This window comes from Micromonospora sp. ANENR4 (assembly GCF_015354395.1).
Taxonomy (GTDB): domain Bacteria; phylum Actinomycetota; class Actinomycetes; order Mycobacteriales; family Micromonosporaceae; genus Micromonospora; species Micromonospora aurantiaca.
The window spans coordinates 87,696-110,385 of record NZ_JADKYQ010000012.1 but is presented as its reverse complement, the minus strand read 5'-3'; the positions used below and the strand labels follow the sequence as shown (position 1 = coordinate 110,385).

The window sequence follows — 22,690 nt, the reverse complement described above, 5'->3', positions numbered from 1 at the left end:
GCCCGCCCCGCCCGGCCCTGCCTGGCCTCGCCCCGGTGATCGAGGCGTCCGTGGCGTGCCGAAGTGGGTTGACCATGAAGTTGACGGGGAGGAAACGGGCGAATTGAGCGGTCAACTTCATGATCGACGGTGCGGGTGCGGGTGCGGGTGCGGGGCGGGAGGGCTAGGGGGTGTCGTTTCGGAGGACGAGGATGGCTATGTCGTCGCGCGGGGGCTCGACCGAGAACGCGATCGTGGCGGCGCGCAGCCGGGCGGCCACCACGTCGGCCGAGTACCCGGCCAGCGGCGCCGCCGACTCGCGCAGCCGGTCGGTGCCGAACAGCTCGCGTCCGCGCCGCCGCTCGGTGACCCCGTCGGTGTAGAAGATCAGCGCGTCCCCGGGCTTGAGCGTCAGCTCGGCGGTCGGGGTGGTGATCGTGTCGAGCAGGCCCAGCGCCGTACCGCCGACCCCGACGAACGTCGCCCCTCCACCGCCGTGCAGCAGCACCGGGCGGTCGTGGCCGGCCAGGTGCAGCGAGACGTCGAGCTGGTCGCCGTCGCCGGGTGCGACAGCCGCCAGCGCCAGCGTGCAGTAGCGTCCGCCGCCGCGCTCCACGAGCGTCTCGTTGAGTCGGCCGAGCACCTCGGGCAGCGGTTTGCCGTCACCGACGAGCACCCGGATCACGTCCCGGACCAGGCCGGTCACGGCAGCGGCCTGCACGCCCTTGCCTGATACGTCGCCGACTACCACGAGCCAGCGGCCGTCCGGAAGCGGGAGCACGTCGTAGAAGTCGCCGCCGACCTCCGCGTCGTCGCCGGTCGGGACGTACTCGGCGGCGAAGCCGATGCCCTCGACCACCGGGAGCACCGGTGGCAGCAGCGACTGCTGGAGCGTCTGCGCGACCCGGCGGCGCTCGGCGTGGATGCGGGCGTTCTCGATGGCGAGGGCGGCGCGGCGGGCCACGTCCTCCAGCACCGACACCTCGTCCGGGTCGTGCCGCTGCCGCTGGTGCCGGCCCACGGCGAGGGTGCCGAGCCGCTGGCCACGGGCGATCAGGGGTACGGCGAAGCCCTCCATCGGTCCGCCGAGCGGTACCTGGGCGGCGTTGCGGGACGCCTCGCGCAGCCGGGACTGGATCGAGTCCGGGCCGGTCTCCTGGAGGATCCGGTGCAGCTGCGGCAGCATCGCCTCGTCGGCGTGGCTCGACGCGGCGAGGCGCAGCCGGCCCCACTCGTCGGTGGTGTGCACGGCGCACCACTGGCCGAGCCGGGGCACCACGAGCTGCGGGACGAGTGCCATGGTCAGCTCGACGTCCAGCGACTGGGCGAGCAGTTCGCTGGCCTCGGCCAGGAACGTCAGCCAGGTGGAGCGGCGTACGTCGGCGCGGCGCAGCCGGTCGTTCTCCAGGTGCAGCGACAGCCGCTCGGCGGCCAGTACGGCGAGCGGCCGGGCGTACGCCGAGGGCGCCGCGTCCAGCTCCAGCTCCCCGGCGTACGGGCGGTGCACGGCGAGCGGTACGCGCAGCAGCTCGTTGCCCTCGCGAGGCGGCCGGCCGTACCGGGCGAAGACCTGGGTGCCGAGTCCGTCGCCCCGGTCCAGCCGGACGGTGCCACCGGCGGCGCCCACCATCTCGGCGACCCGGGTCAGCAGTCCGACGGCGAACTCGGGCAGCGGCTCGTCTGCGTACGCGTCAGGGGTGAGCTGCATCAGGTCGCTCATGGCCGCGGCGCTCGGCGTACCGTCGCCGGTCCGGTCCGGTTCGACGACGCGCAGCGGGCCGGCCGACGGCCGGGCGGACCCACCCGGGCCGGGCCGGTCGAGGCGGAACCAGACGCCCTTGCCGGTGGGCAGGTAGGTCGTGCCCCACCGGCTGGAGAAGTGGTCGACGAGCAGCAGCCCGCGCCCCCGGGCGGCGACCTCGGTGATGTCGGACGTGGTGTTGCGCACGCCCACGATCAGCTCGTCGACCGGGCCGGAGGCGAAGTCGGTGACTGTCACGGTGAGGCCGTCGCGGTCGGTGTCGACCTCGATGTCCAGTTCGGTACGCGCGTGCTCGACGGCGTTCGTGGTCAGCTCGGTGGTGAGCAGCAGCGCCTCGTTCAGCAGTTCGGGCAGCCGCGCTTCGAGCAACATGGTGCGGACCAGTGCGCGGGCCGCCGCCGGCGTGCGGCGGTCGGCGGGGAGGCGGACCCGGCGGACGCGCTCGTCCGCGCCGCCGCTAGCAGGCCCTGCCTCCGCTGACACCTTCGTATCCTCCACCGCGCCCACCCCGGGTGCCAAGCGTCCCGGCGAACCCACCATCCGGGGCGATACCGCACGTGACGCGCGATCACACGCGGTGACCTCGACGGATCGCGCGGCACAATGATGGGATGGCCCGTGTGACCGCACGAGCCCGAGCGGAGCGAGGAACGATGGCCACGGTGAATCAGTCGGTGACCGCTGACCCGTCCGCGTCCGACCACGAGGTGCTCCTCGGCGAACTTGTCGAGGCGTTGCGCCGGGTGGGGCGCGGCGATCTGCGGGTGCGCCTGCCCCGGCGGGCGGGTCTGCCCGGCGAGGTCGCCGACGCCTTCAACGACGTGGTGTCGTTGCAGGAACGGCAGCACCTCGACCTGCGGCGGATCAGCCGGATCGTCGGCCGTGACGGCCGCCTCACCGAGCGCCTGGACGACGAGGGCCTGGACGGCTCGTGGGCGGAGGGGCAGCGGGCGGTCAACTCGCTCATCGACGACCTGGGCCGGCCGACCACCGAGATCGCCCGGGTCATCGTGGCGGTGGCCGACGGCGACCTGTCCCAGCACATGGCGCTGGAGATAGACGGCCGCCCGCTGCGCGGTGAGTACCTGCGCATCGGCCGGACCGTGAACACGATGGTGGACCAGCTCTCGTCGTTCGCCGACGAGGTGACGCGCGTGGCCCGCGAGGTGGGCACCGAGGGCAAGCTGGGCGGCCAGGCCGACGTACGCGGGGTGGCCGGCACCTGGAAGGACCTCACCGACTCGGTGAACACCATGGCGTCGAACCTCACCGGGCAGGTGCGGTCGATCTCCCAGGTGGCGACGGCCGTGGCGAAGGGCGACCTGTCGCAGAAGATCACGGTCGGGGCGCGCGGTGAGGTGGCCGAGCTGGCCGACACGATGAACTCGCTCACCGACACGCTGCGGCTGTTCGCCGAGCAGGTGACCCGGGTGGCCCGCGAGGTGGGCACCGAGGGCAAGCTGGGCGGCCAGGCCGAGGTGCCGGGCGTGGCCGGCACCTGGAAGGACCTGACCGACAACGTCAACTCGATGGCGTCGAACCTGACCGCGCAGGTGCGCAACATCGCCCAGGTGTCGACGGCGGTGGCGAAGGGTGACCTGTCGCAGAAGATCACGGTGGCCGCCCAGGGCGAGATCCTGGAGCTGAAGGACACCGTGAACACGATGGTGGACCAGCTGTCGTCGTTCGCCGACGAGGTGACCCGGGTGGCCCGTGAGGTGGGCATCGAGGGCAAGCTGGGCGGCCAGGCGCAGGTGCGCGGCGTCTCCGGCACCTGGCGCGACCTCACCGAGAACGTCAACCAGCTCGCCGGCAACCTGACCAGCCAGGTCCGCAACATCTCCCAGGTCTCCACCGCCGTCGCCAAGGGCGACCTGGGTCAGAAGATCACAGTGGACGCGCAGGGCGAGATCCTGGAGCTGAAGAACACCGTCAACACGATGGTGGACCAGCTGTCGTCGTTCGCCGACGAGGTCACGCGGGTGGCGCGCGAGGTGGGTACCGAGGGCAAGCTGGGAGGTCAGGCCCAGGTCAAGGGCGTCTCCGGTACGTGGCGGGATCTCACCGACAACGTGAACTCGATGGCGTCGAACCTGACCAGCCAGGTGCGGAACATCGCCTCGGTCACCACGGCGGTGGCGAAGGGTGACCTGTCGCAGAAGATCACAGTGGACGCCCGGGGCGAGATCCTGGAGCTGAAGTCCACTGTCAACACGATGGTGGACCAGCTGTCGTCGTTCGCCGACGAGGTCACGCGGGTGGCCCGTGAGGTGGGTACCGAGGGCAAGCTGGGTGGTCAGGCCCAGGTACGCGGCGTCGCCGGCACCTGGCGCGACCTGACCGACAACGTGAACTCGATGGCGTCGAACCTGACCGCGCAGGTGCGCAACATCGCCCAGGTGTCGACGGCCGTCGCCAAGGGTGACCTGTCGCAGAAGATCACCGTGGACGCGCAGGGCGAGATCCTGGAGCTGAAGTCCACTGTCAACACGATGGTGGACCAGCTCTCGTCGTTCGCCGACGAGGTCACGCGGGTGGCCCGTGAGGTGGGTACCGAGGGCAAGCTGGGTGGTCAGGCCCAGGTCAAGGGCGTCTCCGGTACGTGGCGGGACCTGACCGACAACGTGAACTCGATGGCGTCGAACCTGACCAGCCAGGTGCGGAACATCGCCTCGGTCACCACGGCGGTGGCGAACGGCGACCTGGGCCAGAAGATCACAGTGGACGCGCAGGGCGAGATTCTCGAGCTGAAGAACACCGTCAACACGATGGTCGACCAGCTCTCCTCGTTCGCCGACGAGGTCACACGGGTGGCCCGCGAGGTGGGTACCGAGGGCAAGCTGGGTGGTCAGGCCCAGGTCAAGGGCGTCTCCGGTACGTGGCGCGACCTCACCGAGAACGTCAACCAGCTCGCCTCCACCCTGACCACGCAGTTGCGCGCGATCGCGCAGGTCTCCACGTCGGTGACCCGCGGAGACCTGACCCAGCGGATCAACGTGAAGGCGCAGGGCGAGGTCGCCGAGCTGAAGGACAACATCAACCAGATGATCGTCACCCTCCGGGAGACGACGAAGAAGAACGCCGAGCAGGGCTGGCTGGACTCGAACCTGGCCCGGATCGGTGGCCTGCTCCAGGGCCAGCGCGACCTGGGCGAGGTCTGCCGCATGATCATGCAGGAGGTGACCCCGCTGGTGGACGCGCAGCTCGGCGCGTTCTTCCTGGCGGACAGCTCCGAGGGCAGCATGCGGCTGCGGCTCACCGCCTCCTACGGGTACGTGGCACGCGGCCACGACGTCACCTTCGGCCCGGGTGAGGGGCTGGTCGGGCAGGCCGCCCTGTCCCGCCGGACGATCCGGGTCAAGGCGCAGCCGGACGGGCGCCTCGTCGTACGGTCCGGGCTGGCCGACACGCCCCCGGCCGACCTGGTGGTGCTGCCGGTCCAGTTCGAGGGCGAGCTGCTCGGCGTGATCGAGTTCGCCGGCGTGGCCACGTTCTCCGAGCTGCACCTGGCGTTCCTGGAGCGGCTGGTGCTCACCATCGGCGTCGCGGTGAACACCATCCAGGCCAACCGGCGTACGGAGGAACTGCTGGCGCAGTCGCAGCGGCTGGCGCACGAGATGCAGGACCAGTCGGCCGAGTTGCAGCGCACCAATGCCGAGCTGGAGGACAAGGCGAAGCTGCTGTCCGAGCAGAAGGCCAACATCGAGACGCAGAACCGGGAGATCGAGCTGGCCCGCCTCGGCCTGGAGGAGAAGGCGCAGCAGCTCACCCGGGCGTCGGCGTACAAGTCGGAGTTCCTCGCCAACATGAGCCACGAGCTGCGGACGCCGCTGAACTCGCTGCTCCTGCTGGCCCGGCTGCTGGCCGAGAACCCGGAGCGCAACCTCAGCGCGAAGCAGATCGAGTTCGCCCGGACCATCCACGGCGCCGGGTCGGACCTGCTGTCGCTGATCGACGACATCCTCGACCTGTCCAAGATCGAGGCGGGCCGGATGGACGTGGAGCCCACCGAGATCCAGTTCGCCGAGATCCGCGGCTACGTCGAGCAGGCGTTCGCGCCGCAGGCCGAGGAGAAGGGCCTGGACTTCCAGGTCCGGGTGAGCCGCGATCTGCCGCCCGCGCTGGTCACCGACGCTCAGCGGTTGCAGCAGATCCTGCGCAACCTGCTGTCGAACGCGGTGAAGTTCACCGACAACGGTGCGGTGACGCTGCGGATCGGCCCGGCGGCCGAGAACGCCGTCTTCGACGTGCCGGCGCTGACGAACGCGCAGCGGGTGATCGCGTTCACCGTGATAGACACCGGCATCGGGATCTCCGACGACAAGCTGTCGCTGATCTTCGAGGCGTTCCAGCAGGCGGACGGCACCACCAGCCGCCGCTACGGCGGCACCGGGCTGGGCCTGTCCATCAGCCGTGACCTGGCCCGCCTGCTCGGCGGCACGATCACCGTCTCGTCCGCGCCCGGGCAGGGTTCGACGTTCACTCTCTTCGTACCCGATGTGCTGGCGCCGGACGCGGTGGTGGCGCCGGCGCCACCGTCGCCGAGCCGCGCGGGCCTGCCGTCGTCGCTGCTCATGCCGATGGAGTTGCCGCAGCCGCAGGAGACGCCCGCGACCCGGCGCCTGGACGGCGTGACCGTATTGATCATCGACGACGACGTGCGGAACGTGTTCGCGCTGACGTCCGCGTTGGAACTGCACGGGATGACCGTGTTGTACTCGGACAACGGGGCGGACGGTGTCCGCCAGCTCGCCGAGCACCCGGAGGTGGACATCGTCCTGATGGACGCCATGATGCCGGACCAGGACGGGTACGAGACGACAGCGCAGATCCGCCGCAACCACCGGTTCGCGGACCTGCCGATCGTCTTCCTGACCGCGAAGGCGATGCCCGGCGACCGGGAGTCGGCGCTCGGCGCCGGCGGCAGCGACTACATCACCAAGCCGGTGGACCTGGACGAGCTGATCGAACTGATGGCGTCCTGGATCGGCCGGAGTCGAGGCGAGGAGAACGCGTGACGCAGACGGCCAAGGCCCTGCTGGTGGACGACCGGCGGGAGAACCTGATGGCGCTGGAGGCGATCCTCCAGGGTCTCCCGGTGCAGTCGGTCGCGGTGGAGAGCGGCGAGGCGGCGCTCAAGCAGCTCCTGGTGGACGACTTCGCGGTGATCCTGCTGGACGCCCAGATGCCGGACATGGACGGGTTCGAGACCGCCACCCACATCAAGCGGCGCGAGCGCACCCGGCACGTACCGATCATCTTCCTGACCGCCGCGGACAAGGACGCGCAGCTCGCGCTGCGCGGCTACGCGGCCGGCGCGGTCGACTACCTGACCAAGCCGTTCGACCCGTGGGTGCTGCGCGCCAAGGTGACGGTCTTCGTCGACCTGTGGGTGAAGACGCGGCAGCTCGCCGCCCAGTCGGACCTGGTGCGGGAACGGGACCTGCAGTGGCGGCACCTGACCGACGCGGTCGACGAGGCGACGGCGCTGCTGCGCGCCGACGACGACCCGTCCACCCGGGAACGCGCGGTGGAGCTGCTGGAGCAGGCGCGCTGGGGCAACACCCGCTGACGGTTCAGCCGCCGGCCGGGCCGCCGTGCCCGGTCGCGGCCCGCCGGGCCCGCCAGCGGTCGCCGAGCGATTCCAGTTCCTCCTGTACGAAGAGGAAGAAGTCCCGCATCTCGGCCACCCGCTCACCGGCCGGCGTGCTGCGGCCGTGCAGTGCGTCGACCCCGCCGGCGGCGATGTCGATGAAGTTCTTGTAGAGCGTGGTCTTGGTGATGGTCGCCTCGTACCACGGGTTGTCGGGCATCCGGTAGCGGTCACTCCGCGAGCCCTTGACCGGCTCGCGGATCAGCATGGCGAACTGGGTCAGGTAGCGCACCGCGCCGCTCACCGCCGCCGCGCTGACGCCGAGCCGGCCGGCGATCTCGCCCGCGGTGAGCGGGTCGTCGGCGCTCATCACCGTGAACAGGACCCGGGCGGCCATCCGGGGGAACCCCACCTCGGCGAAGGCCATCGCCATCCGCTCGACGAAGAGGTGGACCTCTTCCTCGTCGTGCTGGGGCGGCACGTTCATGGTCGGCTCCTCGACACTCACCCCGTGACCCTACAGTCTTCACAAGTTTGTGAAACGAGCGTAGCTTCTGAAGTATGGAAACGGCAATCGATGTGTCCGGCCTGGTGAAGACCTTCGGCCGCACCCGGGCCCTCGACGGGCTCGACCTGACCGTTCGCACCGGAGAGGTGCACGGCTTCCTGGGCCCGAACGGCTCCGGCAAGTCGACCACCATCCGGGTGCTGCTCGGCCTGCTGCGGGCGGACGCGGGGGCCGTCCGGCTGCTGGGCGGCGACCCGTGGCGGGACGCGGTGGCGCTGCACCGGCGTCTCGCGTACGTGCCCGGCGACGTCACGCTCTGGCCCCACCTCAGTGGCGGCGAGGTGATCGACCTGCTCGGCCGGCTGCGCGGCGGGCTCGACCCGAGACGCCGCGCCGAACTGCTGGAGTCGTTCGAGCTGGACCCGCGCAAGAAGGGCCGCACCTACTCCAAGGGCAACCGGCAGAAGGTCGGCCTGGTCGCCGCGCTCGCCTCCGACGTCGAGCTGCTCATCCTCGACGAGCCGACCTCCGGGCTCGACCCGCTGATGGAGGAGGTCTTCCAGCACTGGGTCCGCCGGGCCCGGCAGGACGGGCGCACGGTGCTGCTCTCCAGCCACATCCTGGCCGAGGTGGAGGCGCTCTGCGACCGGGTGACGATCATCCGGGCCGGCCGGACCGTCGAGACCGGCACGCTCGGCGACCTGCGCCACCTGCACCGCACCGCTATCGACGCCGAGGTCACCGCGCCGCTGGACGGCCTGGCCGAGCTGCCGGGAGTGCACGACCTGCGGGTGGACGGGCAGCGGGTCCGCTTCGACGTGGACACCGCGTCGCTCGACGCCGCGCTGCGCCGGCTCACCGAGCTGGGGGTACGCAGCCTGGTCAGCACGCCGCCCACGCTCGAGGAACTGTTCCTGCGGCACTACGAGACGGCGTCCTCTTCCGAAGCGGCGTCCTCCTCCGACGTGGCGCGCCCCGAGACGGCGGACCGGTCATGAGTGCGCTCACCGGCACGCGTCACCTGGTCCGGCTGATCCTGCGCCGGGACCGCCTCCTGCTGCCGCTGTGGGTGCTCGTGCTCGCGGTGCTGCCGATGACGTACGCGGCCAGCTACTTCGAGCTGTTCCCGACCGCAGCCGAGCGGGCCGCGTACCTGGAGGGCACCGCCCGCAACCCGTCGATCGTCGCGCTGCTCGGCCCCGCGTACGGCGACAGCATCGGCGGGCTGACCGCCCAGCGCAGCGGCTTCCTGCTGCTCATCGTCGCGCTGGCGAGCCTGCTCACGGTCATCCGGCACACCCGCACCGAGGAGGAGGCAGGGCGGCGGGAACTGCTCGGCGGCAGCGTGCTCGGGCGGCACGCCGGGCTGACCGCCGCGCTGCTCGTCACGTACGCCGCAGACCTGGTGCTCGGGCTGCTCACCGCCGCCGGGCTCGTCTCGACCGGGCTGCCGGTCGGCGGCTCGGTCGCGTACGGGCTGGTCACCGTGCTGACCGGTGCTGTCTTCGCCACGCTCGGCGGGCTGGCCGCCCAGCTCACCGAGACCGCGGGCGGGGCGCGGGGCGTCGGCCTCGCCGGTCTCGGCGCCGCGTTCGGGCTGCGCCTGGCCGGGGACACCGCCGGCAACGACTGGCCGAGCTGGCTGTCCCCGCTGGGCTGGGCAGCCCGCGTCCGGCCGTACGAGGGGGAGCGGTGGTGGGTGCTGCTGCTGCCGCTGGCCGCAACGGTGCTGCTCGCCGCGCTCGCGTACCCGATCTCGGTCCGCCGTGACCTGGGCGCGGGCGTGCTGCCGCCCCGGCTCGGCCCGGCCGGCGCGGGCGGCGCGTTGTCCGGGCCCTTCGGGCTGGCCTGGCGGCTGCACCGGGGGCAGATCCTCTGGTGGTCGGTCGGGTTCGGCCTGCTCGGGCTGATCCTCGGTGGCGCCGCGGAGGCGGCCGGCCGGTCCGTCGAGGGGAGTCCGCGGATGGAGGAGATCGTGGCCCGGCTCGGCGGGGCGTCCGGGATGGCCGATGCGTACCTGGGGGTCACGCTGAGCCTGGCCGGGCTCGCCGCCGCCGGGTACGGCATCCAGGCCGCGCTGCGGATGCGCGCCGAGGAGGCCGCCGGGCACGCCGAACCGGTGCTCGCCACCGGTACCCGGCGCTCGACCTGGCTGCTGTCGCACGTGACGTTCGCGCTGCTCGGCCCGGTGGTGGTGCTCGCGGTGACCGGGTTGGCGACCGGCCTGACGTACGGGCTGAGCACCGGTGACGTTCCCCGCCAGCTGGGCCGGATGCTCGCCGCCGGGCTGGCTCAGGTGCCGGCGGCATGGGTGCTGGCCGGGCTCGCCGTGCTGCTCTACGGCCTGCTGCCCCGGCTCGCGTCCGCCGCGTGGGTGGTGCTGGCGGTCTGCGTGCTGCTCGGACAGCTCGGCGCGGTGCTGGAGCTGGACCAGTGGCTGCTGGACGTGTCCCCGTTCACCCACACTCCCCAGGTGCTGCGCGCCACGTGGACCGCAACCCCGCTCTACGTCCTCACGGCCCTGGCGGTGACCCTGGCCACAGCCGGCCTGCTGACGTTCCGCCGCCGCGACGTCCCCGTCCTCTAGCGCCGTTGATCTGTGAGTGGGGTTGTCAAGTGGTGCGGTGGTGGTTGGTGATGGTGCGGTAGATCTGTCGGGCGATGTAGCGCTTGAGGCAGCGGGTGATTTCTTTGGTGGTGCGGCCTTCGGTGCGGCGGCGGGTGATGTAGTCGCGGGTTTCGGGGTGGATGCGGCGGCGGGTGAGGGCGATGGTGTGTAGGGCGCTGTTGAGGGTTCTGTCGCCGCCGCGGTTGAGGCGGTGTCGGTTGGTGCGGCCGCTGGCCACGGGGATGGGGGCGGTGCCGGCGAGGGTGGCGTAGGCGGCTTCTGATCGGACGCGGCCGGGGTGGGACCAGGCGGTGAGGGCGATCGCGGCGGTGACGGGTCCGATGCCGGGTTGGTCGAGCAGGGGTGGGCACAGTTCGGTGACGAGGGTGCGTAGGCGTTGGTGGTTGTCGGCGAGGGTGGCGTCGAGGGTCTGGATGTGCCGGGCGAGGGTGGTCAGTTCGCGGCGGCGGGTGTGTTCCTCGCAGGGCAGGTCGGTGTGCTCGGGTAGGTCGAGGGCGGCCAGGCGGGCGATCTGGGTGGTGGTGGATAGTCCGCGTAGCGCCTCGCGCAGGGTGTCGTCGGCGGTCAGGATCAACGCTTTGACCAGGTTGACTGCTGCGGTGCGGGCATCGGTGTGGTGTCGGCGGCAGATCAGCAGCAGACGCAGTGCCTCGCGTGGTCCGTCGCTTCGGGGCACGGCGATGCGCTCAGCGGGCAGGGCAAGCACCGTATGGGCGGCGGCGACCGCATCCAGGTGGTCGGACTTGCCGCCCCGACGACGGGACGCGGCGGGGGGTTTGGGTGCCTCGCAGACCGCTTCACCGGCAGCGTCCAGCACCCGGCACAGCCCTTGCCCGTGCGATCGGGTGCCTTCCACCGCCCACAACCGGCGCCCCTGCGGTGGGGTGTGCGCGACGGCGAAGGTCAGCAACCGGGCCAACCCGTCCGGGTCGGTGGGCACGGTGACCTGCGCCAACACGGCGCCGAGACGGTCGACCACGGCGGCGGTGTGCGTGTCGGTGTGGGTGTCGACCCCTACCACCACGTCGTAGCGATCCGCGACTCGCTCTACGATCCTTGTCATCTCGGATTGTTGCTCCTTTGCCAGCGACGACCGGGACAGTCGGCGTCGGCTCGGGAAGCAGTCACCTCGGCGGCAGATCTGTGATGGGCCACGTGTGCTCGCACGGGCAGGCTTCTGATCAGGCCAGCAGGGTGGGCCGGGCCGGCGCCGACGATCACCCGGGGACAGGTCTTGCACAAGGCACACCCACACCACGGGCAGCCGGATCAACGGAGAGTCACCCGAGTGATCACCAACGCCGAACCCTAACGGCAACCAGCCGAACCGATCACCACACACATAGAAGTGTCTTGCACTTGTGGCCCCGGCAAAAGGTGTGAATCACCCTCGCCGAGGGCCGCAAGTGCAAGATCGCGGGGGAGGGCCTACGGGGTGGCCTCGTTGCGGATCATCAGGGCGCTGCGGAGGCCGGTGATGTCCAGTACGCGGATCAGGAAGTCGCCGACGTTGGTGAGCATCAGCAGGCACTGGGCGTGACTGGCCTTGCGGCTGAGCACCACGAGCGTGCCGAGGCCCTGCGAGTCGCAGAACGTGACCCCGGCCAGGTCGAGCACGATGCGCGGGGGCGGATCCGCCAGCACCTCGTTGACCACCGTCGAGAGCTGGGCGGCCGTGAGCATGTCGATCTCACCGGCCAGGCGAAGCACTGCTTCGTCACCCGTCCGGTGTACGGTGATGGACAGTTCGGCACGATCCACCCGGTCAGCCTATCGCGATCTCGACCAACGGGCCTGTCGAGCGGATCGCCGTCGGCCCGTCGCCCCGCTCAGGCGGGTGAGCCTGGTAACCCCCGTCGCGGGGTGCCTGCCAGGCAGCACTCCGGCGCTGACACAATGGCCCCATCGTGACCGAGACCTTTTCCGCCGGATCCGGCCGTTACCCGGCCGACGCCCCGGCCTCCGAGGCCCTGTTCGACCGCGCCAAGGCCGTCGTGCCCGGCGGGGTCAACTCTCCCGTGCGCGCGTTCCGTGCCGTCGGCGGCACCCCGCGCTTCATGGTCCGGGGGGAGGGTCCGTGGCTCTTCGACGCAGACGGTCGTCGCTACGTCGACCTGGTCTGCTCCTGGGGCCCGCTGATCCTCGGCCACGCGCACCCGGCGGTGGTGGAGGCGCTGCGCGAGGCGGCGCCGCTCGGCACCAGCTTCGGCACGCCGACGCCGGGTGAGGTCGACCTGGCCGAGGAGATCATCGCGCGGACGCCGGTGGAGCAGGTGCGCCTGGTCAACTCCGGCACCGAGGCGACCATGTCGGCGATCCGGCTGGCCCGCGGCTTCACCGGCCGCGCCAAGATCATCAAGTTCTCCGGCTGCTACCACGGCCACTCGGACGCGTTGCTCGCCGCCGCCGGCTCCGGCGTGGCCACGTTCGGCCTGCCCGACTCGCCCGGCGTGACCGGGGCGGCAGCGGGCGACACCATCGTGCTGCCGTACAACGACCTGCGCGCGGTCGAGGAGGCGTTCGCCGCCGAGGGCCAGCACATCGCCGCGATCATCACCGAGGCCGCGGCCGGCAACATGGGCGTGATCGCGCCCCGCGACGGCTTCAACTCCCAGCTGGCCCGGATCGCCCACGCGAACGGTGCGCTGCTCATCGTCGACGAGGTGATGACCGGATTCAGGGTGTCCCGCGCCGGATGGCACGGCCTCGACCCTTCGGACGCGGACCTGTGGACGTACGGGAAGGTCATGGGTGGCGGCCTGCCCGCCGCGGCGTTCGGCGGGCGCGCGGAGATCATGGCGAAGCTCGCCCCGGCCGGCCCGGTCTACCAGGCCGGCACGCTCTCCGGTAACCCGCTGGCCTGCGCGGCCGGGCTCGCCACGCTGCGGCTGGCCGACGACGCGCTCTACCGGCGGCTCGACGAGACCGCCGCCGCGCTCGGCAAGCTCACCACCGAGGCGCTGTCCGCGGCCGGCGTGCCGCACCGCCTCTCCACCGCGGGCAACATGTTCTCGGTCTTCTTCACCGACGCGGACGTGCACGACTACGACAGCGCCCGCACCCAGGTGGTGCCGGCGTTCAAGGCGTTCTTCCACGCGATGCTCGCCGGCGGCGTCTACCTGCCGCCGAGCGCGTTCGAGTCGTGGTTCGTCTCGACCGCGATCGACGACGCCGCGTGGGAGCAGATCGCCGCCGCCCTGCCGGTGGCGGCGCGGGCGGCAGCGGCGGCGGGAAGCGGGGGATAACAATGGCGGAGACCGTGGTGCACGTGCTGCGGCACGGTGAGGTGCACAACCCGGACGGCATCCTCTACGGCCGCCTGCCCGGGTTCCGCCTCTCCGAGCTGGGCGTGCAGATGGCCAAGGCGGCGGCGCAGGCGCTCGCCGACCGGACCGTCGTGCACGTGGTGGCCAGCCCGCTGGAGCGCGCCCAGCAGACCGCCGAGCCGATCGCGGCGCAGTTCGGCCTCTCCGTCGGCGTCGACGAGCGCCTGATCGAGAGCGCGAACTGGTTCGAGGGCAAGAAGGTCTCGCCCGGTGACGGTTCGTTCCGCGACCCGCGTAACTGGTGGGTGCTGCGCGACCCGGTGACCCCGTCGTGGGGCGAGGCGTACCGGGCCATCGCCGAGCGTATGTTCGCCGCGCTGCACGCCGCCCGGGTCGCCGCCGAGGGGCGGGAGGCGGTGCTCGTGTCGCACCAGCTCCCGATCTGGACGCTGCGCCGGCACGTCGAGCGCAAGCGCCTCTGGCACGACCCGCGCCGCCGCCAGTGCGGCCTGGCCAGCCTCACCTCGTTCCACTTCGACGGCGCCAAGATCGTCGGCATCGGGTACTCCGAGCCGGCCGCCCACCTCGTGTCGATCTCGCCGACCGCCCGGACGGCCAAGGGGGCCTGATGCTCACCCGGAGGCTCGCCGCCGCCCTGCTCGCCGCCGTCACCGCCGGTACGGCGCTGGTCGGCTGCTCCTCCGGCAGCCAGGAGAGCCGGTGCGCGGCCGACGGCTCGACCGTCACCTGCGCCCCCGACCAGCGCTCCAAGACGCCGAAGGTGAGCGGTGAGCTGCTCACCGGCGGCAGCTACGACATCTCCCGCGACCGCGGCCAGGTCGTCGTGGTCAACTTCTGGGGCTCCTGGTGCGCGCCCTGCCGCGCCGAGGCGGACGACCTGGAGGCCACGTACCAGGCCACAAAGGGCTCCGGCGTGACGTTCCTCGGCATCAACGTGCAGGACAGCAAGGACAAGGCGATCGCCTTCGAGGAGGGCCGGGTCACGTACCCGAGCATCTTCGACCCGGCCAGCCGGCAGGCGTTGAACTTCGACATCCCGCCGAACACCACCCCGGCCACCGTCGTGCTCGACCGCGAGGGCCGGATCGCCGTGGTGATCCGCCGGGCCGTCACCCGTGACGAACTGCGGCCGATCGTCGAGGACATCGCGGCCGAGTCGCCGCCGCCGAACGGCGCCCGCTGATGGGCGAGACGTTCCGGCAGCTCGCCGAGTCCGGCCCGCTGCTGCTCGCGGTCGGCGCGGCGGCGCTGGCCGGCCTGGTCAGTTTCCTGTCGCCGTGCGTGCTCCCGCTGATGCCCGGCTACCTGTCGTACGTGACGGGTCTGGCCGGCTCCGACCTGGAGGGCCGCCGCCCGGGCGCGCCGCAGCCACCGGACCCACCGTCGACCGGGGGCGGCGTCGCGGTGGCGGAACGGACGCAGGCCCGGACCACCGCCGCCGTCAAGGGCCGGGTGCTCGCCGGCACGCTGCTGTTCATCGCGGGCTTCACCGTCGTGTTCGTCGCCACCGCGATCCTCTTCTCCGGCGTCGGCAAGCTCTTCTTCCGGTACGAGCGCACGCTGGAGATCGTCATCGGCGCGCTCGTGGTGGTGCTCGGCCTCGGCTACCTCGGGGTGATCCCCGGCATGCAGCGGGAGTTCCGCATCCGCTGGCTGCCCTCCGCCGGGCTGCTCGGCGCACCGGTGCTCGGCGCGGTCTTCGCGCTCAGCTGGCTGCCCTGCACCGGCCCGACGCTCGGCGCGGTGCTCGGCATGGCGGCCACCGAGGGCGGGACCGACCGGGCCGTGGTGCTCGCCGTGGCGTACTGCCTCGGGTTGGGGATACCGTTCGTCGTCTTCGGGCTGGGCTTCCAGCGCCTGCTCGGGGTCTTCCGCGCCGTCCGGCGCAACAGCCGCTGGGTCACCCGGATCGGCGGCGCGCTGCTGATCGCTATCGGCCTGGCGCTGATCACCGGTGGCTGGGTGAACGTGGTGATCTGGTTGCAGACGAACGTGGGCGTGGGCGAGGTGAGCATCTGATGACGACCGTCGACGACAGGCCGTCGACCCCACCCGCGCAGGCGCCCCGGCGGCGGGTCAACCCGGTGCTGGCCCTGCTGCGCAACTCGTGGCGGCAGCTCACCAGCATGCGTACGGCGCTGATACTGCTGTTCCTGCTCGCCATCGCGGCCATCCCCGGCTCGGTGCTGCCCCAGCGCGGCGTCAACCCGGAACGCGTCAACCAGTGGTTCGTCGACCACCCCGACCTCGCGCCCCGGCTGAACCAGATCGGCGCGTTCGAGGTCTTCGGCTCGGTCTGGTTCTCCGCGATCTACCTGCTGCTGTTCACCTCGCTGATCGGCTGCATCCTGCCCCGCGCCCGCGACCACGTCCGCGCGCTGCGGATGAGGCCACCGGCCGCGCCGAGACGGTTCGAGCGGCTGCCGCAGCACGCGGTGCTGGAGGCCCCGGCCGCCGCCGATCCCGAGGCGATCGCGGCGGTGCTGCGCCGCCGCCGGTGGCGGGTCACCGTGCGCGGCAACGAGGTCTCCGCCGAGAAGGGCTACCTCAAGGAGACCGGCAACCTGCTCTTCCACGTGTCGCTGGTCGCCGTCCTGCTCGGGGTGGCGCTCGGTTCCTGGTACGGATGGCACGGCAACCGCATCCTGGTGGCCGGCGAGGACAACGCGTTCTGCAACACCCGCCAGCAGTACGCCGAGGCGTCGCTCGGCCCGCGCGTGGACAGCTCCGACCTGCCGCCGTTCTGCCTGACGCTGGAGAAGTTCGAGGCCGACTACCTGCCGTCCGGGCTGGCGTCCCGCTACTGGGCCACGGTGACAGTGGACGAGCCGGGCGGCACGGAACGGACCGCCGGGTTCTCGGTCAACTCGCCGCTGCGGCTCGGCTCGGCGAACGTCTACCTGCTCGGCAACGGCTACGCGCCGCTGCTGAAGTACACCGACAAGTACGGCCGCAGCCAGACCAGCGAGGCGCCGTTCCTGCGCACCGGCGACTCCAACGCGACCGAGGAGGGCGTGGCGATCTTCCCGGACGCCAACGTCGACCCGAAGACCGGCGCGCGTGCCCCGGACCAGCAGATCGCCTTCGACGGGCTCTACCTGCCGACCGCGCCGGAGAGCGCGCCGTACGTCTCGTCGCAGTACCCGGCCGAGCGGAACCCGGCGGTGAACCTGACCGCGTACCGGGGCAACCTCGGACTGGACGCGGGCATCCCCGGCTCGGTGTACGCGCTGGACCGGCGGCAGATCGACGACGGCAAGCTCAAGGAGATCGGCACCAAGCTGCTGCGGCCGGGGGAGAAGTGGACCCTCGACGACGGCAGCACGCTGGAGTTCGTCGGCACCAAGCCGTACATCACGCTCGCGGTCCGGCACGCGCCCGGGCAGACGTTGCTGCTGGTGGCGAGCGGCACGCTGCTGCTGGGCCTGATGGGCTCGCTGTTCGCCCGGCGGCGCCGGGTCTGGTTCCGGGTTTCGCCCCCCGAGGGTGGATCTCCGACGAGCGGTAGTAGTTTGGTGGAGGCCGGTGGGCTGCCGCGCACCGAGCACCCTGGGTTCGCCGACGAGTTCGCGCAGCTCGTCGCCGCGGTGAGCGGTGACGCGCCGGACGTACGGCGGGCGCGAGAAGGAGACGACTGATGTCCGCACTCTCCGACCAGCTGGTCGCGTTCGCGATCCTGGCGTACCTGATCGCGATGATCAGCCACGCCGTGGAGTTCGCGCTGGGCAACGCGCGGAAGGTGCCCGCGGCCGCGCCGGCGCGGGAGCTGGTCGGCGCGGGCGTCGGCGGCGCCGGCGGCACGATCGACGAGCCGGCCGTCGCGGCGACGCCGCCGCGCCCGGACCGCACCGGCGCGCGGGCCGTGCTCGCCGGCCGGATCGCCGCCTGGCTCACCGTGCTGGCTGCCGCCGTGCACCTGGGCGCCGTGGTCACCCGGGGCCTCGCCGCCGACCGGATGCCCTGGGGCAACATGTACGAGTTCGTGCTGACCGGCACCTGGATCGGGGTGGCGGCCTGGCTCGTGGTGCTCTGGAAGCAGCCGTGGCTGCGCCGGCTCGGGCTGTTCCTGACGCTGGTCATGGTGCTGCTGCTGGCGTTCGCCGAGCTGAAGCTCTACGTGCCGATCGAGCCGCTGATGCCGGCGCTTCAGTCGTGGTGGTTCATCATCCACGTCTCGACGATCATCTTCGCCTCGGGCATCTTCCTGCTGGGCGTGGTGCCCGCCGCCGCGTACCTGATGCGGTCCGGCTGGGAGCAGGGGCGGCGCAGCTTCCCGTACACCCTGGCCCGCCGCCTCCCGGAGGCGGCCGGGCTGGAGCGGCTGACCTTCATGCTGCACGCCTTCTCGTTCCCGATCTTCACCTTCGCGGTGATCGCTGGGGCGATCTGGGCCGAGGCGGCCTGGGGTCGCGCCTGGGGCTGGGACCCCAAGGAGACCTGGGCGTTCATCTCCTGGGTGGTGTACGCGGGCTACCTGCACGCCCGGGCCACGCCGAGCGTGAAGCGCAACGTGGCGACCTGGATCTCCATCGTGGGCTTCCTGACCGTGATGATGAACCTGTTCGGCGTGAACTTCTTCTTCACCGGTCTGCACTCGTACGCCGGGGTGTAGTGCCGCTCAGCACCTCGTCCACCCGGCGCGTGACCTGGTAGGCCACCTCCGGCAGGTCGGCCAGTTCGAGGCGGTCCGCCCGCAGCGCGAACTGGGCGTGCAGCTCGCGGGCCACCGCGTCGCGGATCTCGGCCTGGAGCGGGCTGAGGCCGTCGGGGTCACCCACCACGTATGCGTCGTCCATCCGTCGATGATGAACCGCCGACGGCGAAGCTGTCAGTGACGCAGAATGTAGGACTTCACTTCTTAGAACTGTAGTTATAAGAAGTGTGGTGTAGGTATGCCGCTGCTCGGAAAGCCCGCGGAGATCTTCGACCGGGACGTCGAGTGGGCCGAACTGGCCCGGTTCGTGGCCGACGACCGGCCCGGCGCGACGCTCGGGGTGGTCAGCGGCCGCCGGAGGCAGGGCAAGACCCTGCTGCTGTACCAACTGGCGCAGGCGAGCGGCGGCTTCTACTTCGGCGCGACCGAGGCGACGTCGACGGAATCGCTGCGCCGGTTGGGTGAGGCGCTGGGCGCGTACTCCGGGTCACCAGGCCCCGTCCACCTGCCGGACTGGGGTGCTGCGGCTACATCGGGCGGAAGGCCACCGACCTCCAGCACCCGCTGACCGTGCTGGAGGACGCCGGACTGCTGGTGCGTGAGCCCGACCCGCTGTGCGGCAGCGACCCGGCTTCGACGCGGGCGGAGCGCGGCTGCTGCTGGCGAGCGGCCACGGCTTCGAGGACGACCTCCTCGACGCCGCGGCCGGTCGGGCGGATGTGGTCCTGGTCGACCCGGCACTTCTCTACGGGCGCTGAGCGGGCGCCTCACGCGCCGAACCAGCCGGGTACGTCGAGGCGGAACACGTCGGCGGGGACCATCCGGCGCAGGTCGTCCTCGATGGCGGCGACCCGGTCCGCGCCGAGCGTGGCCGCCCAGCGGTCGCGTAACTCGTCGAAGATCACAGCCGAGCGGTGCAGCCCGTCGCGGCCCTTCGCTGTCATCCGGACCAGCTTGCGGCGGGCGTCGGCGGGGTCGTCCACGCGTTCCAGGTAGCCGAGCGCGACCAGCCGGTCCACCGTCTTGCCCGCGGCCTGCTTGGAGACGCCGAGGCGTTGCCCGAGGTCGGAGGCGGTGGTGCCGGCCGGGCCGACGGCCTGGAGGACGAAGCCGTGTGCCGGGCGCAGCTCGGGGTGCCCCTGGCGGGCCAGTTCGGCGTGCAGGTCGTCGACGAGCGTGCGGAAACCGGCGAGCAGGAGCAGCGGCAGCGCGAAGCCGGGGCGGTCAGGCGTTGCCATGTTCGTCAACCACGTTTACTATTTCGTCAACCACGTTGACTATCTTACGAGAGGGGCCCTGTCATGTCCCGCTTCACCGCGTACGAGCCGGACACCGCGCCCGCCGCCGCCCGCCCGGTCATGGCCGGAGTACGTCGCTCGCTGGGGCACCTACCGGCCGCCGTGAGCCTGATGGCCGGCTCGCCCGAACTGCTGAAGGGCTTCCTCGCCGCCAACGCCGCGTTCGAGGCCACCGACCTGGACCCGGCCGCCCGGGAGGTGGTCGTGCTGACCGTCGCCACCCGCAACGGCTGCCACCTCTGCGTGGCCATGCACACCGCGACGCTGGTCCGGCACGGCGCCACGCCCGAGCTGATCGAGGCGCTGCGGACCGGCGCGACGCTGCCCGACCCCCGGCTGGAGGCGCTGCGTCGGTTCACCGTCGCCGTGCTCGACCACCGGGGCGCGGTCCCCGACGCCGATCTGGACGCGCTGCTCGCCTCCGGATGGCAGCGCCGGCACGCGCTGGACGTGGTGCTCGGCGTCGGCACGTACACGATCTCCACGTTCGCCAACCGGCTCACCGAGGCGCCGCTCGACGAGCCGCTGGCCGCGTACGCCTGGCAGCCCGCCCCCTGTTGACCGGGGGCGCGCCCGGCCCGAGGAAGCGAGTGCGGGAGGATGGGGGCATGGCGGCTCGCTTCCCGTACACCGATCTGAAGGACTTCCTCGCGGCGCTGGAGCGTGCGGGCGAGCTGCGGCGGGTGAGCGCGCCGGTCGACCCCACGCTGGAGATCAGCGAGATCGTCACCCGTACCGTCCGGGCCGGCGGGCCCGCGCTGCTGTTCGAGCGCCCCACCCGGGGCGAGATGCCGGTGGCGATCAACCTGTTCGGCACCGAGAAGCGGATGGCGATGGCGCTCGGGGTGGAGCACCTCGACGAGATCGGCGAGCGGATCGGCGACATGCTCAAGCCGGAACTGCCGCAGGGCTTCTCCGGGATGATGGGCGGCCTGGGCAAGGTCATGCAGCTCAAGTCGATGCCGCCGAAGAAGGTCAAGACCGCCCCCTGCCAGCAGGTGGTCTACCGGGGCGACGACGTCGACCTGAACCGGCTGCCCGGGTTGCAGGTGTGGCCCGGCGACGGCGGGATCTTCCACAACTTCGGGCTGACCCACACCAAGCACCCGGAGACCGGCAAGCGCAACCTCGGGCTCTACCGGCTCCAGCAGCACTCGCACAACACCATCGGCATGCACTGGCAGATCCACAAGAACTCGACCGCCCACCACGCGGTCGCCGAGCGGCTCGGCCAGCGGCTGCCGGTGGCGATCGCGATCGGCGCGGACCCGGTGGTGGCGTACTCGGCCAGCGCGCCGCTGCCCGCCGACATCGACGAGTACCTGTTCGCCGGGTTCCTCGCCGGTGAGCGGGTCGAGATGGTGGACTGCCTGACCGTCCCGTTGCAGGTTCCGGCGCACGCGCAGATCGTGCTGGAGGGCTACATCGAGCCGGGCGAGCGCCTGCCCGAGGGGCCGTTCGGCGACCACACCGGCTTCTACACGCCGGTCGAGCCGTTCCCGGTCATGCACATCGAGTGCATGACCATGCAGCGCGACCCGGTCTACCACTCGATCGTCACGTCCCAGCCGCCGCAGGAGGACCACGGCCTGGGTAAGGCCACCGAGCGGATCTTCGCGCCGTTGCTGCGCTTCCTGATCCCGGACATCGTCGACTACGACCTGCCCGCCGCCGGTGTCTTCCACAACTGCGCGATCGTGTCGATCCGCAAGCGCTACCCGAAGCACGCGCAGAAGGTCATGAACGCGATCTGGGGCGCGCACATGATGTCGCTGACCAAGCTGATCGTGATCGTGGACGAGGACTGCGACGTGCACGACTACAACGAGGTCGCGTTCCGCGCCTTCGGCAACGTCGACTACGCCCGCGACCTGATGGTCACCGAGGGGCCGGTGGACCACCTCGACCATGCGTCGTACCAGCAGTTCTGGGGTGGCAAGGCGGGCATCGACGCGACCCGCAAACTGCCCGAGGAGGGCTACAGCCGGGGCTGGCCGGAGGAGATGCGCATGTCGCCCGAGGTGGTCTCGCTCGTCGACAAGCGCTGGAAGGAATACGGGATCCGATGACGGCGGCAGTACAGGAACGACCCGGCCGGGTCTCGTCCTTCCTCAAGCTCGTCGCCATCGAGCACTCGGTCTTCGCGCTTCCGTTCGCGTACCTGTCGGCGCTGACCGCCATGCAGCTCAACGGCGGGCGGGTGCGCTGGGGAGACCTGCTGCTGATCACCGTGGCGATGGTCGGCGCGCGGACGTTCGCGATGGCCGCGAACCGCATCCTGGACCGGCGCATCGACGCGCGGAACCCGCGTACGGCGAACCGGGAACTGGTCACCGGCGCGGTGAGCGTGCGGACGGCCTGGACCGGCGCGGCCGTCGCGCTCGTGGTGTTCCTGGCCGCCGCCGCCCTGCTCAACCCGCTCTGCCTGGTGCTCGCGCCGCTCGCCGTGGTGCCGCTCGTGGTCTACCCGTACGGCAAGCGGTTCACCAACTGGCCGCACGCCATCCTCGGGGTGGCGCAGGCGGTCGGCCCGGTCGGCGCCTGGCTGGCGGTCACCGGCACGCTCGACGGCTCCGGCCCGGCCTGGCTGCTCGGCGCCGCCGTCGGCCTGTGGATCGGCGGCTTCGACCTGATCTACGCCTGCCAGGACTCGGAGATCGACCGGGAGATCGGCGTGCACAGCGTCCCCGCCCGGTACGGCCGGCGCTTCGCGCTGCACGCCTCCACCGTCGCGCACGTGGTGACGTTCGCGCTGTTCATCTGGTTCGGCGCCTGGGTCGGCTTCGGCTGGCTGTGGTGGATCGGGCTGGCGCTCACCGCCGTCGCCTTCGCCTACCAGCACATGGTGGTCAGCCCCACCGACCTGAGCAAGGTCAACCGGGCGTTCTTCACCGCGAACGGCTTCGTCGGCATCGCGTTGTTCGTCCTCGCGCTGCTCGACCTGGTGGTCCGGCTCGGCCTGCGGCCGTAACGGCGACGC

At 71.6% G+C, this 22,690-nt stretch carries 21 protein-coding genes; 15 read left to right on the top strand and 6 right to left on the bottom strand.

Features of this window, described 5'->3' with window-relative positions:
- Positions 1-163 precede the first annotated feature (163 nt).
- Positions 164-2,224, bottom strand: coding sequence for a SpoIIE family protein phosphatase (locus IRY44_RS21700; RefSeq protein ID WP_194802086.1), 2,061 nt, complete (start codon positions 2,222-2,224; stop codon positions 164-166).
- Positions 2,225-2,394: 170 nt separating this feature from the next.
- Between IRY44_RS21700 and IRY44_RS21695 the strand changes: the two genes are divergently transcribed.
- A complete protein-coding gene (locus IRY44_RS21695) occupies positions 2,395-6,759 on the top strand; it encodes a HAMP domain-containing protein (RefSeq protein ID WP_194802085.1) in 4,365 nt (1,454 codons plus the stop codon).
- Entirely contained in the window at positions 6,756-7,313 is a 558-nt protein-coding gene (locus IRY44_RS21690; protein ID WP_013283536.1) for a two-component system response regulator, read from the top strand. The genes IRY44_RS21695 and IRY44_RS21690 overlap by 4 nt, the downstream gene beginning before the upstream one ends.
- Positions 7,314-7,317: 4 nt before the next feature.
- Here IRY44_RS21690 and IRY44_RS21685 read toward each other — a convergent pair whose 3' ends face one another.
- On the bottom strand, positions 7,318-7,842 hold the full coding sequence (locus IRY44_RS21685; RefSeq protein ID WP_269697991.1) for a GbsR/MarR family transcriptional regulator: 525 nt from the start codon (positions 7,840-7,842) through the stop codon (positions 7,318-7,320).
- Positions 7,843-7,895: 53 nt separating this feature from the next.
- Between IRY44_RS21685 and IRY44_RS21680 the strand changes: the two genes are divergently transcribed.
- A complete protein-coding gene (locus tag IRY44_RS21680; protein ID WP_194802084.1) occupies positions 7,896-8,840 on the top strand; it encodes an ABC transporter ATP-binding protein in 945 nt (314 codons plus the stop codon).
- Positions 8,837-10,429 (top strand): ABC transporter permease, encoded by a 1,593-nt coding sequence (locus IRY44_RS21675; RefSeq protein WP_194802083.1) that lies wholly within the window; start codon positions 8,837-8,839, stop codon positions 10,427-10,429. The genes IRY44_RS21680 and IRY44_RS21675 overlap by 4 nt, the downstream gene beginning before the upstream one ends.
- A 25-nt stretch (positions 10,430-10,454) precedes the next feature.
- On the opposite strand, the gene IRY44_RS21670 is transcribed toward IRY44_RS21675, so the two are convergent.
- Together IRY44_RS21670 and IRY44_RS21665 are read right to left on the bottom strand one after the other, a co-directional pair.
- Positions 10,455-11,534, bottom strand: coding sequence for an IS110 family transposase (locus tag IRY44_RS21670; RefSeq protein WP_194802082.1), 1,080 nt, complete (start codon positions 11,532-11,534; stop codon positions 10,455-10,457).
- Between the two features lie 365 nt (positions 11,535-11,899).
- Complete coding sequence (locus IRY44_RS21665) at positions 11,900-12,232, bottom strand: STAS domain-containing protein (RefSeq protein WP_135242846.1); 333 nt, start codon at positions 12,230-12,232, stop codon at positions 11,900-11,902.
- Between the two features lie 146 nt (positions 12,233-12,378).
- Between IRY44_RS21665 and hemL the strand changes: the two genes are divergently transcribed.
- The 6 genes from hemL to ccsB are packed head-to-tail and all read left to right on the top strand — an operon-like array spanning position 12,379 to position 18,370.
- Positions 12,379-13,716 (top strand): glutamate-1-semialdehyde 2,1-aminomutase, encoded by a 1,338-nt coding sequence (gene hemL / locus IRY44_RS21660; protein WP_194802081.1) that lies wholly within the window; start codon positions 12,379-12,381, stop codon positions 13,714-13,716.
- A gap of 2 nt (positions 13,717-13,718) precedes the next feature.
- Complete coding sequence (locus IRY44_RS21655; RefSeq protein WP_013283542.1) at positions 13,719-14,366, top strand: histidine phosphatase family protein; 648 nt, start codon at positions 13,719-13,721, stop codon at positions 14,364-14,366.
- The gene (locus IRY44_RS21650; protein ID WP_091330408.1) at positions 14,366-14,941 is read left to right on the top strand and encodes a TlpA disulfide reductase family protein; all 576 of its coding nucleotides are present in this window, start codon (positions 14,366-14,368) and stop codon (positions 14,939-14,941) included. Before IRY44_RS21655 ends, IRY44_RS21650 begins: the two co-directional genes overlap by 1 nt.
- Positions 14,941-15,777, top strand: a complete 837-nt coding sequence (locus tag IRY44_RS21645) for a cytochrome c biogenesis CcdA family protein (RefSeq protein WP_194802080.1) — start codon at positions 14,941-14,943, stop codon at positions 15,775-15,777. The genes IRY44_RS21650 and IRY44_RS21645 overlap by 1 nt, the downstream gene beginning before the upstream one ends.
- Positions 15,777-17,396, top strand: a complete 1,620-nt coding sequence (locus IRY44_RS21640) for a cytochrome c biogenesis protein ResB (RefSeq protein WP_194802079.1) — start codon at positions 15,777-15,779, stop codon at positions 17,394-17,396. The genes IRY44_RS21645 and IRY44_RS21640 overlap by 1 nt, the downstream gene beginning before the upstream one ends.
- The gene (ccsB, locus tag IRY44_RS21635; RefSeq protein WP_013283546.1) at positions 17,396-18,370 is read left to right on the top strand and encodes a c-type cytochrome biogenesis protein CcsB; all 975 of its coding nucleotides are present in this window, start codon (positions 17,396-17,398) and stop codon (positions 18,368-18,370) included. The genes IRY44_RS21640 and ccsB overlap by 1 nt, the downstream gene beginning before the upstream one ends.
- Here ccsB and IRY44_RS21630 read toward each other — a convergent pair.
- On the bottom strand, positions 18,339-18,554 hold the full coding sequence (locus IRY44_RS21630; protein ID WP_030500721.1) for a hypothetical protein: 216 nt from the start codon (positions 18,552-18,554) through the stop codon (positions 18,339-18,341). The two genes, ccsB and IRY44_RS21630, sit on opposite strands and share 32 nt — an antisense overlap.
- A gap of 96 nt (positions 18,555-18,650) precedes the next feature.
- Here IRY44_RS21630 and IRY44_RS30795 point away from each other — a divergent pair, with 96 nt between their 5' ends.
- Complete coding sequence (locus tag IRY44_RS30795) at positions 18,651-18,980, top strand: hypothetical protein (RefSeq protein ID WP_228532552.1); 330 nt, start codon at positions 18,651-18,653, stop codon at positions 18,978-18,980.
- Between the two features lie 46 nt (positions 18,981-19,026).
- On the top strand, positions 19,027-19,170 hold the full coding sequence (locus tag IRY44_RS30790; RefSeq protein WP_228532551.1) for a hypothetical protein: 144 nt from the start codon (positions 19,027-19,029) through the stop codon (positions 19,168-19,170).
- A 9-nt stretch (positions 19,171-19,179) separates the two neighbouring features.
- Here the strand turns inward: IRY44_RS30790 and IRY44_RS21620 are convergent, their stop codons facing one another.
- Positions 19,180-19,650, bottom strand: a complete 471-nt coding sequence (locus tag IRY44_RS21620; RefSeq protein ID WP_194802078.1) for a MarR family winged helix-turn-helix transcriptional regulator — start codon at positions 19,648-19,650, stop codon at positions 19,180-19,182.
- 63 nt (positions 19,651-19,713) lie between these two features.
- On the opposite strand from IRY44_RS21620, the gene IRY44_RS21615 reads away from it, so the two are divergent.
- The 3 genes from IRY44_RS21615 to mqnP are packed head-to-tail and all read left to right on the top strand — an operon-like array spanning position 19,714 to position 22,681.
- Complete coding sequence (locus tag IRY44_RS21615) at positions 19,714-20,271, top strand: carboxymuconolactone decarboxylase family protein (RefSeq protein ID WP_194802077.1); 558 nt, start codon at positions 19,714-19,716, stop codon at positions 20,269-20,271.
- A gap of 47 nt (positions 20,272-20,318) precedes the next feature.
- Positions 20,319-21,779 carry a menaquinone biosynthesis decarboxylase gene (locus IRY44_RS21610; protein ID WP_194802076.1) on the top strand — a complete coding sequence of 487 codons (1,461 nt, stop codon included), beginning with the start codon at positions 20,319-20,321 and terminating at the stop codon, positions 21,777-21,779.
- A complete protein-coding gene (gene mqnP, locus IRY44_RS21605; RefSeq protein WP_370584989.1) occupies positions 21,755-22,681 on the top strand; it encodes a menaquinone biosynthesis prenyltransferase MqnP in 927 nt (308 codons plus the stop codon). Before IRY44_RS21610 ends, mqnP begins: the two co-directional genes overlap by 25 nt.
- Positions 22,682-22,690 lie beyond the last annotated feature (9 nt).

Coding starts and splice junctions, on each gene's coding strand:
- IRY44_RS21610 (WP_194802076.1), top strand. CDS start 20,319: ATGGCGGCTCGCTTCCCGTACACCGATCTGAAGGACTTCCTCGCGGCG.
- IRY44_RS21650 (WP_091330408.1), top strand. CDS start 14,366: ATGCTCACCCGGAGGCTCGCCGCCGCCCTGCTCGCCGCCGTCACCGCC.
- IRY44_RS21670 (WP_194802082.1), bottom strand. CDS start 11,534: ATGACAAGGATCGTAGAGCGAGTCGCGGATCGCTACGACGTGGTGGTA.
- ccsB (WP_013283546.1), top strand. CDS start 17,396: ATGTCCGCACTCTCCGACCAGCTGGTCGCGTTCGCGATCCTGGCGTAC.
- IRY44_RS21620 (WP_194802078.1), bottom strand. CDS start 19,650: ATGGCAACGCCTGACCGCCCCGGCTTCGCGCTGCCGCTGCTCCTGCTC.
- IRY44_RS21695 (WP_194802085.1), top strand. CDS start 2,395: ATGGCCACGGTGAATCAGTCGGTGACCGCTGACCCGTCCGCGTCCGAC.
- IRY44_RS21615 (WP_194802077.1), top strand. CDS start 19,714: ATGTCCCGCTTCACCGCGTACGAGCCGGACACCGCGCCCGCCGCCGCC.
- IRY44_RS21675 (WP_194802083.1), top strand. CDS start 8,837: ATGAGTGCGCTCACCGGCACGCGTCACCTGGTCCGGCTGATCCTGCGC.
- IRY44_RS30795 (WP_228532552.1), top strand. CDS start 18,651: ATGCCGCTGCTCGGAAAGCCCGCGGAGATCTTCGACCGGGACGTCGAG.
- IRY44_RS21640 (WP_194802079.1), top strand. CDS start 15,777: ATGACGACCGTCGACGACAGGCCGTCGACCCCACCCGCGCAGGCGCCC.
- IRY44_RS21655 (WP_013283542.1), top strand. CDS start 13,719: ATGGCGGAGACCGTGGTGCACGTGCTGCGGCACGGTGAGGTGCACAAC.
- IRY44_RS21645 (WP_194802080.1), top strand. CDS start 14,941: ATGGGCGAGACGTTCCGGCAGCTCGCCGAGTCCGGCCCGCTGCTGCTC.
- IRY44_RS21680 (WP_194802084.1), top strand. CDS start 7,896: ATGGAAACGGCAATCGATGTGTCCGGCCTGGTGAAGACCTTCGGCCGC.
- IRY44_RS21630 (WP_030500721.1), bottom strand. CDS start 18,554: ATGGACGACGCATACGTGGTGGGTGACCCCGACGGCCTCAGCCCGCTC.